A 15,580-nucleotide genomic window follows, 5' to 3' on the forward strand; every position below is an offset into this window, starting at 1 on the left:
TGAAAACAGGATGAATCAGACATACTTACATTATTAAGCGTTGAAAGCGGGGGGGAACCCGTGGAGAAAGTAATTTTGATCGCGGCAGACAATCAAGATCGGGTCCAGACCGTTATGGAGCTTTTAGAACAAGCGGGTTATAAGGTTAAACATGCCATGAATTATTCGGAGGTAGTCGCCGTTTTGCAGCGCTCAGGCGCAGACCTGCTGCTTATCGACAGCAGATTGCCGGGCATGAGCGAATTCAATCTCGTGGAGCGGTTGACAGGCAAAAGGGAACAGGTCCCGATCATCGTCATCGGAAATGACGGTTCTGATGAAGCCATTCAGGCATTGGAGGCAGGTGCCCATGACTATATCCCTAATGACAGAGATACAAGGGAGCTTTTGGCGCGTATTGCCAATTTTCTGAAACTATTTCAGACGGGTCGCATGGAACAGGAGGAAGTCATCCGAATCGGGGATCTGGTGATTGATCCTCTGAGCCGGAATGTATCCCGAGCAGAGGAAGTAATCGAGCTGACTCATCGCGAATATGATCTGCTGCTGTTTTTGGCTAGAAGGCAGGGCCAGGTATGCACGCGTGAGGATATATTAAAACAGGTATGGGATTACGATTTTCATACGGGCACCAACGTGGTAGATGTCTATATTCTTCATTTGAGAGAGAAAATCGATAGAGGGCGCAAACAAAAGCTGCTGCGTACGATTCGGGGGACCGGATATAAACTGCTATCGCAGGAAGAAATCAATGCTGCAAGCAAAAAAGACCGCCTTCCGTGAGGAAGACGGTCTTTGATATAATTCCATAGTAACAATGGAGTGATTAAACTACAGTACGCGACGAGCTTTCAGGTAAGTTTTGCTCCAGTTGCCGGACAGGCTGGAGATTGTTACGCCAGGCTTGCCGTAAGTGTGCAAAATTTTGTTGTTACCCATATATACGGCAACGTGAGTCACGTTTCGGCCATTTGCACGGCTTCCGCTCGAGAAGAATACCAAATCGCCGGCTTTCAGGTTCGATTTCGATACCGCTTTACCCACTTTGGATTGTGCAGCAGATGTACGAGGCAGATTCACACCGTATTTTTTGAAGATATGCTTCATAAAGGAAGAGCAATCAAATACTCTTGTAGTGGATGTGGATGCTCCGAATTTATAAGGTGTTCCCATATATTGTTTACCGAAGTTAACGACTCGAGTTCCTGTGCTTACCGATGCTGCTTCTACAGGAGCCGGTGGTGCAACAGTAAGAACTGCTCCTACACCCAAAGTTGCGCTCAAGCTGATTACTACGGCCTTCTTAATCCAATGCTGTCGATTCATGTTGTTATTACCTCCAAGCAGTTTTGTTTTTTGCGATGAACCGAGTATATCAGATTTGAAACCGACTATATTTTGGTTAATCGGCGCAAACCCTTGGGCCGCATGAAATGAAAGCGGATTATTAAAATATGATTAAAAGTTACAAAATATTAAGAAATGGGTACGGACGATGAGTTGAAAACGAGAAAAAACCCTTGATACACAAGGGTTTTTAACGATGAATTTGATTGTTAACATGACCGTATCAAAGATGACAAAATAGTAACGATTAGTGATCCTTGCTTTGAATAATGAGCAGTAGACCGCCTTCGATCCGGACCGTCCCTTTATCCTCGGCCAGCTTATTGCTAACTCCAAGAGACTGCCCCAATCGCAAAGTGGCATCGTGGAGCGGGTACTCGAATCCTTCGAGATGGATCCCGGTAACTTCCGTAGTCAACGGCAGGAGGGAGACATATGTAAACCCTTTGTTCTCGACAATGCAGCTGGAGCCTGTCAGGGTAATAAAATTGTTCTCATCTAATATAGAACAGGGGATATGATGCTGGAGCCCACGAATCAGCATGTGGATATTAGCCAGTGTGTGATCCAGGCGCGTGCCCGTAGCTCCCAGAATCATGATGGATTCGGGGGAATGCTCCAGTGCCAGTTCGAAGGCAAGCTCGGTGTCGGTTAAATTTTTATCGATGGGATCACAGTCAATCACCTTGCCGCTCATGGATCGTACTCGATCCATTTGGCCTGGCGAAATGGAGTCGAAATCTCCAACGGACAGGTCCGGTTTGATTCCATGTTCAATCAGGTAGAGGGCTCCGCGATCAGCCCCTATAATGAAGTCCCCGTTTTGAACCTCATCCAGGAATCGTGGTGACAACTCCCCACCTGTAAAGATCAGGACGCGAGTATGGTTCATATAAATTCCTCCTTTTTCGAGAGAATTGTCATTGTATTCTAGTATAGAGCAGTTTTCATGCTTGCACAATTTTAATAGGCACGGCTACAATGTAGTATGTAAATTGACGGGGGAGCGGGGGAACTGAATTTTGGACATGCATGTGTTTGACGTATTCAGTATCATTGGCACCATTGCGTTTGCCATGTCCGGAGCTTTTGTAGCTATGGAAGAGGAATACGATATTTTGGGGGTTGTGGTTCTGGGTCTAGTCACAGCCTTCGGCGGGGGTATTATAAGAAACGTACTCATCGGCGTGCCGGTTACCACCCTGTGGGGACAGGGCGATTTAATCATGCTCGCGATGATTTCGGTATTTGTAGCGTTTGTGCTGCCGCTCGGTTTGATCCAGCACTGGAAGAAAACGGAGGCTCTGTTCGATGCGATCGGATTATCTGCCTTTGCAATTCAAGGGGCTTTATATGCTACGCAAATGAATCACCCCATGAGCGCGGTGATTGTGGCTGCCGTGCTTACCGGAAGCGGCGGGGGGATGGTCCGTGATTTATTGGCTGGACGGAAACCGCTGGTGCTGCGTGATGAGATCTATGCGGTTTGGGCCATGATAGCAGGAGTCGCCATCGGCCTTGGTGTAGCCACCAAGACATGGGAACTGCTTACTTTGTTTGTTGTGGTGATCGTGTTCCGGATGCTGTCCGTGCTTTATAAATGGAGGTTGCCTAGAAGGTCGCTGCACGAGGGCCATCCTGCGGCAGCCAATGGAAAAAAAGTCAGTTCGGGATAATGGAAGGTAGGCAACGTCATTCATGAGTATGAAATTTTTCGTGAAATGACGATTAAGAATAGCGTGAAGGAGAGAGGACCATGGTATCCGTTTTGTTTGTATGTTTGGGCAATATTTGCCGATCGCCGATGGCGGAAGCGGTGCTGCGACATAAAATTGTACAGCGTGGACTGCAGGATAAGATAAGCGTGGATTCAGCCGGCACAGGAGATTGGCATATCGGAAACGTTCCCCATGAAGGAACCCGGAAGCTGCTGGACAGCTGGCAAATCAGCTACGAAGGTATGGTCGCTCGCAAAGTGGAAAGCCAGGACCTCGTCAAGTTCGATTACGTCATCGGCATGGATGATTCGAATGTGGCGAATTTGCGCAAGCTAGCGGGAGGCGACCATGCCGCGATTCTGAAGTTTATGGATTTGCTGCCGGATGAAAAGCTGCGCGAGGTGCCGGATCCGTATTTCACTGGAAATTTTGATGAAGTGTACCGTCTTATTGATGCGGGGTGTGACATCTTACTGGACAAAATCATGAAAGAAAAGCTATAATCGATTCGAACAAGCGGTGAGTCAACCGCTTTTTTGACGAAAATAATTGAAAGCGATACCAAGAAGAACGGGCTGCTGAACATAAAAGATGAACAATGCACATTCCATAAAAAATGCGCGGTTGTTCATCTTTTTTTGAAGTGAAGCAAAGGGCATATAGCTTGCGCTTACTTTGCTTCACGGGTATTCTTTTTTTGCCAACTGCTTTCAAGCGTAACGCGTAAGGTCCGGGTGGGACAGGCAAAGAATTTTGCTGTAACAGGTCATTTAAATAGCCAATGGATTTTGCCAATCAATCGATTAGCCCAGGAAGTACATAAGAGCAGCAGGGAGCTCTTTTTGCCAGAAGCCCCAAAGGTGGCGGCCGTCTTTTTCAAGATAAGATATTGTGGCACCCCGTTCTTCCAGCAATGCCTTTGTTGCACGATTCAATTCAACGAAGTTATAGACACCTGTATCGGTTGCATAGTTGTCTTCTTGCAAGCCTACAATCATATAGATGTCGAGCCAGGACAAATCCGGTTCTTCCCTGATCATATGCTGGGACTTCTCATAGAAGGCGCCGGACAAGCTGATGATTCGGGTGAAGAGATGCGGGTAACGCAAGGCCAGATGCACGGAGACACTTCCGCCAAGGGAGTCGCCGGCGAGTACTCTTTCGGCAGGCTCTTTGCGCACAGGATATTTTTGTTCTACGAAGGGAATAATCTCTTCGGCGAAGCAGGACAGATAAGCGTCGAAACGGTTGCCGAATGGCGCGTATTCCTCGGTGCGAACTTTGGTGTTCACTTCCACGCCTACAATGATAAACGGCTCCACGCCTTCTTCGAGAATGAGCTGATTGGCCCAAGTCGCAATGCGGCCAAAATTGAAAAATTCCTCTCCATCCTGACAGTAAACAACGGGATAGCTGAGAATTTCATTGTATCCGGGAGGAAGGTAAATGCGCAGCGTTCGATTCTCCTGCAGAAACTGGCTTTCAATTACTTCTTTTACGATGGTTCGCTTCAATAAACGTTCATTCGTCATCATTCGTCACCTTTTTCGGGTTAGTTTTTGAAATGCGGTAAACAATAAGTTAAAATTACCCTGACATGTTGAAGTTGGCTGCTGTTCTATGATGTTTGTCATACTGTTATAGTATTGTTCATTAACTGTTATACATACAAACGTTAAGAAATATGAAATTTTATCTGCTATTTCTTTGACGAATGGAGTAAAACAGGTGTATAATAATTCTATAACAGCGGAACTTGATATTCAAATATTTATTGAGGTGAAAAAAATGACCAAGGTTCCTTATGAAGTATATACCGAGGAAGTCGATACTCTATCTGTACTTTCCCCGGATGGCAAAATCGTAAACAAAGATCTTCTGCCTGAATTGTCAGACGATCAACTGAAAGAAATTATGTACCGTATGGTATTTACCCGCACTTGGGACGACCGTGCCGTAAATCTCGGCCGCCAAGGACGTCTCGGTTTCTATGCTCCTGTATCCGGTCAAGAAGCAACGATGGTAGGTAGCGAATTCGCGCTTGAAAAAGACGACTTTGTTTGCCCGGGCTACCGTGATATGCCGCAAATCGTATGGCATGGACTTCCGCTTTATCAAGCATTCCTCTATTCCCGCGGACATCAGCATGGCGGACAAATTCCGGAGGGTGTTAACGTATTGATGCCTCAGATTATCATTGGCGCGCAAATCTTGCATGCCATGGGTATCGCTATGGGTTACAAATTGAAGAAGCAAAAACAAGTGGTTATTACGTATACCGGTGACGGTGGCTCTTCCGAAGGCGACTTCTACGAAGGCTTGAACTATGCAGGCGTGTACAAACTGCCGGTCATCTTCTTCGTGCAAAACAACGGCTATGCAATCACAACTCCATTCTCCAAGCAGACTGCAGCATTGTCTATCGCACATAAAGCTGTAGCAGCCGGTATCAAGGGCGTTAAGGTTGACGGCATGGACGTTCTCGCGGTAATCAAAGCGGTTCGTGATGCTGCAGAACGCGGCCGCAACGGCGAAGGCGCAACGCTTATCGAAGCCGTGACATATCGTTTCCGTCCGCATTCCTTGTCTGACGACGCTACGAAATATCGTACGAAGGAAGAAGAGGGCGAGTGGAACGAGAAGGATCCGATCGCACGTCTTGCGAAGTACTTGGAAGCAAAAGGCCTCTGGACAGAGGAAGATACAGCTCGCGTGAAAGAAGAAGCGAAAGCGAAAGTCAACGAGCAAATTAAAAAAGCAGAACAAACGGAAAAAATGACGGTACCTGGTTTGATCGACAGCATGTTCGAGCAAACGCCGAAGCATCTGGAAGAGCAGAAAGCTGATTTCCAATAAAAATGACGGGCCGATGATTGTCAAAGGTTGATCCTGGATAATCATCCGGTTTTGTCATGGCTGCAACAGGTCTGTTTTTGAATAACGTTTTGACATCGATATATAGCCGCAAGGCATAACACTGGAATTTTAGTGAACTGTATTTCTTAAGGAGGAAATGAAGCAATGGCACAAATGAACATGAAAGAAGCGATTCGCGACGCCATGCGCGTTGAATTGAGCCGTGACCCTAACGTTGTCATCTTCGGTGAAGACGTGGGTAATGTCGGCGGTGTTTTCCGGGTAACGGAAGGCCTTCAAAAAGAATTCGGGGAAGAGCGCGTATTCGATACGCCGCTGGCTGAGTCCGCTATCGGCGGTTTGGCAGTAGGTCTCGGTATTCAAGGCTTCCGTCCGATCGCTGAAATTCAATTCGTTGGATTTATCTTTGAAGCTCTTGACCAAATCGTTGTTCAAGCAGCGCGTATGCGTTACCGTTCCGGTGGACGTTACAACGCCCCAATCGTATTCCGTACGCCATTCGGCGGCGGGGTTAAAGCGGCTGAGCTGCACACCGATGCACTCGAAGGTTTGATCACGCAAACCCCGGGTATTAAAGTTGTAGTACCTTCCAATCCTTATGATGCAAAAGGACTCATGATCGCAGCGATTCGCGATAATGATCCTGTGTTCTTTATGGAGCACTTGAACCTGTATCATGCGTTCCGCGCTGAAGTTCCTGAAGGTGATTACACCGTCGAGCTTGGCAAAGCTAACGTGGTTCGCGAAGGAACCGACGTTACGATTATCGCTTACGGCCTGATGGTTCATACCGCAACGAAAGCGGCGGACGAACTTGAGAAGAACGGAATCAAAGCGGAAATCATCGACTTGCGCACCATTTCTCCAATCGACATCGATACCGTGCTTGCTTCGGTTAAGAAAACCAACCGTGCCATCGTGGTTCAAGAAGCGCAAAAATCTGCCGGCGTAGCCGCAGAAGTTATCGCTCAAATCAACGAGAAAGCGATTCTGCACTTGGAAGCTCCAGTGCTTCGAGTGACTCCGCCGGACACTGTGTATCCATTCGCGCAAATCGAGGACACTTGGTTGCCTACTCCGGCACGTATCGTGGATGCCGTCAATAAAGTATTGAATTTCTAATAGCAGCAATTTCTAGGGAGGTTTTTCAGTTGGCAAAATTTGAATATCGTTTTCCAGAGCTGGGTGAAGGTCTGCATGAAGGTGAAATCATCAAAATGCATATCAAGCCGGGCGACAAAGTAACAGACGACGACATCATCATGGAAGTACAGAACGACAAGGCAGTCGTAGAAGTTCCTTGTCCCGTGAACGGTACGGTTCAAGAAGTTTTTGCCAAGGATGGTCAAGTGTGCCGTGTCGGTGAAGTGGTTGCTATCATCGATGCTGAAGGCGACATTCCTGAGCAGGAAGCTCCTGCTGAAGAGCAATCGGCGCAAGAAGCTGACGCAGCGAAAGGCAGCGCGGATACAACTTCTTCCCCGGCTCAAGATGCTCCGGCTGACGCTAAACAAGGTGGAAACGGTGGAGCAGCAGCACCAGCAGCACCTAACCGTGAAGTTCTGGCTACGCCAAGCGTGCGTAAATTCGCTCGCGAGCAAGGAGTAGACATTGCACAAGTGCAGGGCTCAGGCAACAACGGTAAAGTGACTCGCGAAGATGTTGAAGCCTTCAAAAACGGTGGAGGCCAAGCAGCAGCAGCTCCAGCGCAAGAAGCAGCTTCCGAAGCAAAAGCAGCTCCTGCAGCATCCGCAGCGGTGGATACTCGTGCAGAAGAAGAGCGCGTACCATTCAAAGGCATCCGTAAAGCGATCTCGAATGCCATGGTTAAATCGGCTTACACAGCTCCTCACGTTACGATCATGGACGAAGTTGACGTAACCGAGCTGGTAGCGTTCCGTACCCGCATGAAACCGATCGCGGAGAAAAAAGGCACGAAAGTTACGTATCTGCCGTTCATCGTTAAAGCACTCGTTGCGGCTATCCGTCAATTCCCTGCTTTGAATGCAATGATCGACGAAGAAGCGAACGAAATCGTGTACAAAAAATACTACAACATCGGTATCGCTACAGATACAGACAACGGTCTGATCGTACCGGTTATCAAAGATGCGGATCGTAAGAGCATCTGGATGATCGCTGACAGCATCCGTGACCTGGCTGCTCGCGGTCGTGAAGGCAAATTGTCCCCTAACGAAATGAAGGGCAGCACGATTTCCATCACGAACATCGGATCCGCAGGCGGTATGTTCTTTACGCCAATCATCAACTTCCCAGAGGTTGCTATTCTCGGTACCGGCCGCATCAGCGAAAAAGCGGTTGTCAAGAACGGCGAGATTGTAGCAGCACCTGTTATGGCATTGTCCTTGAGCTTTGACCACCGTATCATCGACGGCGCAACGGCTCAAAACTTTATGAACTATATTAAACAACTGCTCGCTAACCCTGAGCTGCTTGTTATGGAGGTGTAACTAATGGTAGTTGGAGATGCTTCTTTAGATATTGATACTCTAGTCATTGGTGCTGGTCCTGGTGGATATGTGGCGGCGATTCGTGCCGCCCAACTGGGTCAAAAGGTTCTGATCGTTGATAAATCGGAACTCGGCGGTGTTTGCTTGAACCGTGGTTGTATTCCTTCCAAAGCTTTGATCGCTGCAGCTCATCAGTTTGAATCCGCTAAGCATGCCGATGCCTTCGGTATTTCCGTGGAGAACGTAACCGTTGATTTTGCAAAAACGCAGGAATTCAAAAACGGCGTTGTCAAAAAAATGACTGGCGGCGTTGCCGGTTTGCTGAAAGGCAACAAAGTGGAAGTTTTCAACGGCGAGTGTATGTTCATCAACGAAAACGAAGCGCGTGTATTCAATGATCATGAATCTCCGCGTTACCGCTTCAAGAACTGCATTATTGCTACAGGTTCCCGCCCAATCGAACTGAAGCCATTCCCGTTTGGCGGACGCATCTTGTCTTCTACCGAAGCATTGAACCTGCCTGAGGTACCGAAAAGCATGATCGTAATCGGTGGCGGCTACATCGGTGCCGAGCTTGGTCAAATGTACTCCAAATTCGGTTCCAAAGTAACGATCATCGAAGGTCTGGACAGCGTTCTGGCTGGCTTTGACAAAGACATGACAAGCCTCGTTACGAAAAACATGAAGAAAACCGGTATCGAAATTATCACAGGTGCTAAAGCTGAAAGTGCTGAGCAAAACGATAAAGAAGTTACCGTGAAATACTCCGTGAATGGCGAAACCAAAGAAGTAACAGCAGATTACCTGCTGGTTACAGTTGGCCGTCGTCCCAACACGGACGGAGAGCTCGGTCTGGACCTGATCGGCCTCGATATGGATGAGCGCGGATTCGTGAAAGTTGACCATCAAGGACGCACCAGCATTCCTCATATCTTCGCAATCGGGGATATCGTGTCCGGTCTGGCGCTTGCACACAAAGCTTCCTATGAAGGTAAAGTGGCTGCTGAGGCCATTTCCGGGATGCCTTCCGTTGTGGATTACAAATGTATTCCAGCGGTTGTGTTTACAGATCCAGAATGCTCCAGCGTAGGTTACACCGAAGCTCAAGCGAAGGAAAAAGGCCATAAAGTGAAAGCTGGCAAATTCCCTTACGCTGGTAACGGACGTTCCGTATCCTTGAACCATCCGGAAGGCTTCGTGAAGATCGTGGCTGAAGAAGGAACAGGACTTATTCTTGGAGCGCAAATCGTAGGTCTGGAAGCTTCCAACCTGATTGCAGAGCTCGGTCTTGCGATTGAGATGGGCGCTACGCTTGAAGATGTAGCCTTGACCATCCATGCGCATCCGACGCTTGGCGAAATCGTAATGGAAGCTGCGGAATTGGTTATGGGTCATCCGATCCACATCATTGCCCGTTAATCCAAGACGTATTTTTCGAGTCATTATATATTCGGCCAGGAGGCAGAGAACGCGCAGGCGGTTTCTGCCTCCTGTTTTTTTGCATCCCAAACATTCCACGAACATGATAGACTGTTGATATGAGATTCTAGTGAGGTGACTATACATGAAACAATATTTGGAGCTGCTGCAAGACATACTTGATCATGGAGTAGAGAAAGGGGACCGCACGGGAACGGGAACGTTATCCGTATTTGGAAGACAACTGCGTTTTGACCTTGCCAAAGGTTTCCCTCTGATGACAACCAAGCGGATTCACCTGAAATCGGTAATACATGAGCTTCTGTGGTTCTTAAGCGGGGAAACAAACATCCGGTATCTAAAAGAAAACGGCGTGCGGATATGGGACGAATGGGCGGATGAGAACGGTGATTTGGGGCCGGTTTACGGCTCGCAGTGGCGAGCCTGGGAAACGCCGGATGGACGCCATATCGACCAGATTGCCAATGTCATCGATTCGATTAAAAACAATCCTGACTCCCGGCGGCATATCGTCAGTGCCTGGAACGTGGCAGAGATCGATAACATGAAGCTGCCTCCATGCCATTTTGTATTCCAGTTCTACGTGGCGGGCGGGAAACTCTCCTGTATGCTTACTATGCGTTCTGTGGACAGTTTCCTCGGACTGCCGTTCAACATCGCGAGTTATGCGCTGCTTACCCATATGGTTGCCCAGCAGTGCGGCCTGGAGCCAGGTGAATTCATCTGGTCCGGGGGCGATGTGCATATCTATTCCAATCATATGGAACAGGTCAAAACGCAGCTTGAACGCGAGCCTTATGAGCTGCCGAAGCTGGTCATCAAGCGCAAGCCGGAGAGCATCTTTGATTATACATTCGAAGACTTTGAATTCGAGGGTTACCAGTATCATCCAACCATTAAAGCGACCGTAGCTGTGTAAATAAAAAGTTGTGAGTCATATTCGGTAAAATCCATTCGTACAAGGAAGGAGTGAGTGTGCAATGATATCCATGATATGGGCAATGGGCAAGGATCAAGTAATTGGGCTGAACGGTACGATGCCTTGGCGTTTGCCGCGGGATATGGCCTACTTCAGGGAGAAAACCCTGCATAAAACCATTCTGATGGGGCGCAAGACTTGGGATTCCTTTGGCAGCAAACCGCTGCCTCACCGAAAGAACATCGTGCTCACGAGAGACAAAAGTTTCGCGCTGTCGGACGATCAGGGCATCGTGATCCATGATATGGATGAAGCCCTTCCCTATGCGGAGAACGAAGAGCTGATGGTCATTGGCGGATCGCAGATTTATGATTTGATGCTTCCGAAAGCGGATCGACTGTACTGTACGTTTATTGATGAGACTTTTGAAGGGGATACGTTCTTCCCCGAAGTGAACTGGGATGAATGGGAAATTATCGAAGAAATTCCCGGCATAACGGACGAGAAAAATCCGTATGCCTACCGGTTTGTTACGTTTGAACGAAAATAAAGAGCTTGATGGTGAGCTTTCAAGGGATAGACATACCCTAATCCATTCATGTTGACAACGCTTTGATAGTAGGATAATACAAATGATCATGCATATAGTCCATTTAACAGGTGAAAAGCGAAATGCTACTATATTTTTAATGTTTATACAAATCGCTGCTTAAATAGCCGCTAATCGTGGGGGTTCAAGCTCTGATAAAAAATTTTTTAGCATAAATAGAAAAAATAAATCAGACTGAAACCTGTTTCTTGGGTCATCTGAAGATCGATGTCGGATGATTTATGATATGATAAATTGTACATGGTAACCAGCATGGATAGAACGGATGGGGGTAAAAGCAGTATGTCTACACCAACAGGATTTATGGAATATCAGCGCCAGCTTCCGGCAGACCGGAGCCCGGCAGAACGAGTTAAAGACTGGGAAGAGTTTCATAAACATTTAGAAGAAGAAGAGCTCCAGACCCAGGGAGCACGCTGCATGGACTGCGGTACGCCATACTGCCATACAGGAATCGATATGCTCGGCGGCACTTCGGGCTGCCCGATTCACAATCTGATTCCGGAATGGAACAATCTTGTATATCGGGGCTTATGGAGAGAAGCTTTGGAGCGTCTCCACAAAACAAACAACTTCCCTGAGTTTACCGGACGCGTATGTCCTGCCCCTTGTGAGGGTTCCTGTACCGTCGGTTTGATCGGGGAGCCGGTTACGATTAAATCCATCGAGCAAGCGATCATCGACAAGGGCTTTGAAGAAGGCTGGGTTGTTCCCGAGCCGCCTGAGAAGCGCACGGGACGTCGCGTAGCCGTTGTCGGTTCCGGTCCGGCAGGGCTGGCTGCAGCTGCTCAACTGAACAAAGCAGGCCATTCCGTAACCGTCTATGAACGTGCCGACCGGATCGGCGGCCTGTTGACTTACGGGATTCCATCCATGAAGCTGGACAAGGGTATTGTTCAGCGCCGTGTAGATCTGCTCGCGGCTGAAGGCGTCGAATTCGTTGTCAGCACCGAGATCGGCAAGGACATTCCCGCCAAGCAGCTGATGGAAGACTATGATGCCGTTGTCCTGTGCGGCGGTGCTACAAAGCCGCGTGAATTCAATATTGAGGGCAGTGACCTCAAGGGCATTCACTATGCAATGGATTATTTGAACGGAACCATCAAGAGTCTGCTGGATTCCGGTCTTGAAGACGGCAACTACTTGTCGGCAAAAGATAAAGACGTCATTGTCATCGGCGGCGGCGACACCGGCTCCGACTGCGTCGCTACAGCGCTCCGTCACGGCTGCAGCAGCGTCACCCAGTTCGGTACGCATAAACAGGCTCCGCTGCAGCGTGACCCCATTGCAAACCCTTGGCCGCAGTTCCCGAATGTGTACACGCTCGATTACGCACATGAGGAAGCGAAAGCACTGTTTGGCAACGATCCACGCGAATTCTCCATTATGACGACGAAATTTGTCGGGGATGAAGAGGGCAATCTGAAAGAACTTCATACCGTTCAAATCGAGCGTATTGTAGATGAAACCGGCCGTAAAGTGTATCAACCGATTCCGGGTACGGAAAAAGTATTTCCTGCTCAAATGGCGTTCATCGCTATCGGTTTTGATGGACCGGAGCATACGCTGGTCGAGCAGCTTGGACTTGAAACGGATCGCCGTTCCAATGTAAAAGCGCCGTACGGCAAATATACGACCAATGTGGATAAAGTATTTGCCGCCGGAGATATGCGCCGCGGACAAAGCCTCGTGGTATGGGCCATCAACGAAGGCCGTGAGGTGGCGCGCGAGGTAGACAAATATTTAATGGGTGCGACCGTACTGGTTTAATCCTTCTCCTAAATATGCTATCATACTAATAGTAGTTAAAAGGACTTCGCGAGAGCGAAGTCCTTTTTGGAGTTAGCCACCGCGACATGGTTACTCATCGGGGAGGAGAATGTCATTTGAAAACGTTGGTCATTGCCGAAAAGCCGGATATGGGACGGAACATCGCTGCGGTCATCGAGCCGCGGGCCAAGAATAACCGTACATATCTTGAAGGTGAGCAATATATCATAACTTGGGCTATCGGACATCTGGTTGGGCTAGCGGAGCCGGATGCATATGATCCGAAGTACAAACGCTGGAATTTACGGGACCTGCCCATCATTCCGGAGCAATTCAAAATCATCCCGAATCCGAAAACCAAGGATCAGCTGAAGGTCATTGGAGAGGTCGCCAAGCGCTGCAGCCATATCGTAAACGCATGTGATGCGGGGCGAGAAGGACAATATATTTTCGCTCTGATCCAACAGCAATTAAAATTGAAACAGCCTGTAAAAAGACTATGGATTTCGGATTTAACGGCGGAAAGCATCGCCCGTGGCTTCGCGGAGCTGAAGGATGGGGTTGAATTCGAGAATTTAACGCAAGCTGCGCGCGCACGCAGTGAAGCCGATTGGTTGATCGGCATGAATGCGTCGCGTGCCTTTACAACCCGTCATCAGACATTACTATCGGTTGGGCGGGTCCAGACGCCGGTTCTGGCTCTAATCTATGATCGACAGAAGGAAATCGAAGCCTTCGAATCGCAAACGTTTTACGATGTGAAGGCCGTGTTTAAACAAGAGCAGCTGGAGTATAACGGAACATGGCAGGGAGAGCGGCTGACATCACAGGAGAAAGCAGAGGCGATTGCATCTAAGGTTCATGGGAAGAATGGGGTTATCACCAAATATGAGGTCAAAGAAACGAAAGAATATCCGTTCAAATTGTATGATTTGACCCTTCTTCAACGTGAAGCCAATGCCAAATACGGATACTCTGCCAAAAAAACGCTGGATCTTGCGCAAGCGTTGTATGAGCGTCATAAGGTGATCTCATATCCGCGTACCAACTCCAATTATGTGAATGAACAGAATATCGAAGGCATGCACAAGGCACTTCATATGTTGAAATCAACCTCCTATGCTTCGATGGCTGAAGGAGCAGATCCTAGCCGGGTGCACATTAACAATAAAGCGGTATGTAATCCGCAGCGGGTGGAGGATCACCATGCCATCTTGCCGACGTTGAAGCGTCCGGGCACACTCAGCAAGGAAGAGCAGCATATTTACGATCTGGTCATCATCCGGTTCTTGTCGCATTTCTACCCGCCGGCGATGTATAAGCAGCATACGGTGCTCACCGAGGTAGAGGGGGAAACGTTCAAGACGGGAATCAAGGAACTGCTATCGCTTGGCTGGAAGGTGCTGATTGTCCAGGACAAAGAGCAGAAGAAAGCCAAATCTTCCAAGAAGGGGAAAGAGGACGAGGAAGAGGAGACCCAGGAATGGAACGACCGTTCCTTTGATCTGTTTCCCGATAAGCCGGTACATTGCAAAAAATCCGAAGTGAAAGAAAAGGCAACCCAACCGCCCAAGAGTTATACGGAAGGAACCTTGCTGAAGGCGATGGAGAGTGCCGGAAAATCCATTGAGGATGAAGCTCTTCGGGATGCGATGAAAGACAGCGGGCTGGGAACGCCGGCAACCCGGGCAGCGACCATCGAGCGCTTGAAGAAGGTCGGATATATTACGATGCAGGGCAAAAGAATCACCGTTACCCAAAAAGGAAGGACGGCGGTGGAGTTGATCCGGCATGCAGGCGTAGAATTACTCGCTTCGCCTGAGATGACGGGTCAATGGGAACGTCGCCTTCACCAAATATCCAAGGGCGAGGCTTCCGCAGACGTGTTCATGCAAAACGTGCAGAAGTTTACCATTTCGATCATCAATAAGGTATCCTCGCAGCGACCGGCGCCTTCGTCATTATTCGGCGGGGATGAGGACAAGTCCAAAGGCAGAGGGAAGCGAAGTGCGGGAAAAGCTGCCGCAACCTCGCGTGACAAGGAAAAGGGGGCGGCTAAGCGGACTCCGAAATCAGATGCCTCTACTTCAAGCGAAGCGTCGTCCGTACGCTCTTCGTTAGGCCGATGCCCTAGACCCGGATGTGAAGGGCATATTATTGAAGGTCGCAAAGGTTATGGCTGCGCCAATTTCAAAACCGGCTGCAGTTATGTCATCTGGAAGGAATTTGCCGGTAAACAAGTTTCGCATGCGATGCTGAAATCCTTGCTGCTTCAAGGCAAGACCCAGGTATTATCCTTTAAAAACGAGGACGGCAGCACGTATAAAGGCAGGATTGTCCTAGCTGTTGAAGGGAACGGAAAGCTTGCTGTTCAGGCAGAGGACTCGAGTGAAGCCGTGAAATCGTGAGACGGCACAGTGTTAAATAA

At 48.6% G+C, this 15,580-nt stretch carries 14 protein-coding genes; 11 read left to right on the forward strand and 3 right to left on the reverse strand.

The genetic code is table 11. The annotated features are described in order from the left end of the window. Window positions 1-60: 60 nt before the first annotated feature. Window positions 61-783: a response regulator transcription factor gene (locus tag PAEVO_RS04645; protein WP_100536483.1), complete on the forward strand. Its 723-nt coding sequence runs from the start codon at window positions 61-63 to the stop codon at window positions 781-783. Between the two features lie 48 nt (window positions 784-831). Here the strand turns inward: PAEVO_RS04645 and PAEVO_RS04650 are convergent, their stop codons facing one another. Next, window positions 832-1,326 carry a C40 family peptidase gene (locus tag PAEVO_RS04650; RefSeq protein WP_100536484.1) on the reverse strand — a complete coding sequence of 165 codons (495 nt, stop codon included), beginning with the start codon at window positions 1,324-1,326 and terminating at the stop codon, window positions 832-834. A gap of 268 nt (window positions 1,327-1,594) precedes the next feature. Then, window positions 1,595-2,239 (reverse strand): thiamine diphosphokinase, encoded by a 645-nt coding sequence (locus PAEVO_RS04655; protein ID WP_100536485.1) that lies wholly within the window; start codon window positions 2,237-2,239, stop codon window positions 1,595-1,597. A gap of 136 nt (window positions 2,240-2,375) precedes the next feature. Between PAEVO_RS04655 and PAEVO_RS04660 the strand changes: the two genes are divergently transcribed. Both PAEVO_RS04660 and PAEVO_RS04665 read left to right on the forward strand, forming a co-directional pair. Then, window positions 2,376-3,023: a trimeric intracellular cation channel family protein gene (locus PAEVO_RS04660; protein ID WP_100539321.1), complete on the forward strand. Its 648-nt coding sequence runs from the start codon at window positions 2,376-2,378 to the stop codon at window positions 3,021-3,023. An 80-nt stretch (window positions 3,024-3,103) separates the two neighbouring features. After that, window positions 3,104-3,568 (forward strand): low molecular weight protein-tyrosine-phosphatase, encoded by a 465-nt coding sequence (locus tag PAEVO_RS04665; protein WP_100536486.1) that lies wholly within the window; start codon window positions 3,104-3,106, stop codon window positions 3,566-3,568. 300 nt (window positions 3,569-3,868) lie between these two features. On the opposite strand, the gene PAEVO_RS04670 is transcribed toward PAEVO_RS04665, so the two are convergent. After that, entirely contained in the window at window positions 3,869-4,597 is a 729-nt protein-coding gene (locus PAEVO_RS04670; protein WP_100536487.1) for an alpha/beta hydrolase, read from the reverse strand. Between the two features lie 256 nt (window positions 4,598-4,853). On the opposite strand from PAEVO_RS04670, the gene pdhA reads away from it, so the two are divergent. The 8 genes from pdhA to PAEVO_RS04710 all read left to right on the forward strand — a co-directional run bounded on the left by pdhA (window position 4,854) and on the right by PAEVO_RS04710 (window position 15,560). Further along, on the forward strand, window positions 4,854-5,921 hold the full coding sequence (pdhA, locus tag PAEVO_RS04675) for a pyruvate dehydrogenase (acetyl-transferring) E1 component subunit alpha (RefSeq protein ID WP_100539322.1): 1,068 nt from the start codon (window positions 4,854-4,856) through the stop codon (window positions 5,919-5,921). Between the two features lie 165 nt (window positions 5,922-6,086). Next, window positions 6,087-7,064, forward strand: coding sequence for an alpha-ketoacid dehydrogenase subunit beta (locus PAEVO_RS04680; protein ID WP_100536488.1), 978 nt, complete (start codon window positions 6,087-6,089; stop codon window positions 7,062-7,064). A gap of 29 nt (window positions 7,065-7,093) precedes the next feature. Further along, a complete protein-coding gene (locus tag PAEVO_RS04685) occupies window positions 7,094-8,413 on the forward strand; it encodes a dihydrolipoamide acetyltransferase family protein (protein WP_100536489.1) in 1,320 nt (439 codons plus the stop codon). Window positions 8,414-8,416: 3 nt separating this feature from the next. Further along, window positions 8,417-9,832, forward strand: a complete 1,416-nt coding sequence (lpdA, locus tag PAEVO_RS04690) for a dihydrolipoyl dehydrogenase (protein WP_009589200.1) — start codon at window positions 8,417-8,419, stop codon at window positions 9,830-9,832. A 145-nt stretch (window positions 9,833-9,977) separates the two neighbouring features. After that, window positions 9,978-10,772 (forward strand): thymidylate synthase, encoded by a 795-nt coding sequence (thyA, locus tag PAEVO_RS04695; RefSeq protein WP_100536490.1) that lies wholly within the window; start codon window positions 9,978-9,980, stop codon window positions 10,770-10,772. A gap of 61 nt (window positions 10,773-10,833) precedes the next feature. Beyond that, window positions 10,834-11,322, forward strand: coding sequence for a dihydrofolate reductase (locus tag PAEVO_RS04700; protein WP_100536491.1), 489 nt, complete (start codon window positions 10,834-10,836; stop codon window positions 11,320-11,322). Between the two features lie 342 nt (window positions 11,323-11,664). Next, window positions 11,665-13,152: a glutamate synthase subunit beta gene (locus tag PAEVO_RS04705; protein ID WP_100536492.1), complete on the forward strand. Its 1,488-nt coding sequence runs from the start codon at window positions 11,665-11,667 to the stop codon at window positions 13,150-13,152. A gap of 116 nt (window positions 13,153-13,268) precedes the next feature. Next, complete coding sequence (locus PAEVO_RS04710) at window positions 13,269-15,560, forward strand: type IA DNA topoisomerase (protein WP_100536493.1); 2,292 nt, start codon at window positions 13,269-13,271, stop codon at window positions 15,558-15,560. The last annotated feature ends 20 nt before the right edge of the window (window positions 15,561-15,580 follow it).

The organism is Paenibacillus sp. GM2FR, from assembly GCF_002803325.1.
Classification (GTDB): Bacteria; Bacillota; Bacilli; order Paenibacillales; family Paenibacillaceae; genus Paenibacillus_AQ; species Paenibacillus_AQ lautus.

What these genes read in the sequence shown, in the direction of transcription:
- PAEVO_RS04650 (WP_100536484.1), bottom strand. Translation starts at nt 1,326, where the DNA reads ATGAATCGACAGCATTGGATTAAGAAGGCCGTAGTAATCAGCTTGAGC.
- PAEVO_RS04655 (WP_100536485.1), bottom strand. Translation starts at nt 2,239, where the DNA reads ATGAACCATACTCGCGTCCTGATCTTTACAGGTGGGGAGTTGTCACCA.
- pdhA (WP_100539322.1), top strand. Translation starts at nt 4,854, where the DNA reads ATGACCAAGGTTCCTTATGAAGTATATACCGAGGAAGTCGATACTCTA.
- lpdA (WP_009589200.1), top strand. Translation starts at nt 8,417, where the DNA reads ATGGTAGTTGGAGATGCTTCTTTAGATATTGATACTCTAGTCATTGGT.
- PAEVO_RS04705 (WP_100536492.1), top strand. Translation starts at nt 11,665, where the DNA reads ATGTCTACACCAACAGGATTTATGGAATATCAGCGCCAGCTTCCGGCA.
- PAEVO_RS04660 (WP_100539321.1), top strand. Translation starts at nt 2,376, where the DNA reads ATGCATGTGTTTGACGTATTCAGTATCATTGGCACCATTGCGTTTGCC.
- PAEVO_RS04665 (WP_100536486.1), top strand. Translation starts at nt 3,104, where the DNA reads ATGGTATCCGTTTTGTTTGTATGTTTGGGCAATATTTGCCGATCGCCG.
- PAEVO_RS04680 (WP_100536488.1), top strand. Translation starts at nt 6,087, where the DNA reads ATGGCACAAATGAACATGAAAGAAGCGATTCGCGACGCCATGCGCGTT.
- PAEVO_RS04700 (WP_100536491.1), top strand. Translation starts at nt 10,834, where the DNA reads ATGATATCCATGATATGGGCAATGGGCAAGGATCAAGTAATTGGGCTG.
- PAEVO_RS04670 (WP_100536487.1), bottom strand. Translation starts at nt 4,597, where the DNA reads ATGACGAATGAACGTTTATTGAAGCGAACCATCGTAAAAGAAGTAATT.
- thyA (WP_100536490.1), top strand. Translation starts at nt 9,978, where the DNA reads ATGAAACAATATTTGGAGCTGCTGCAAGACATACTTGATCATGGAGTA.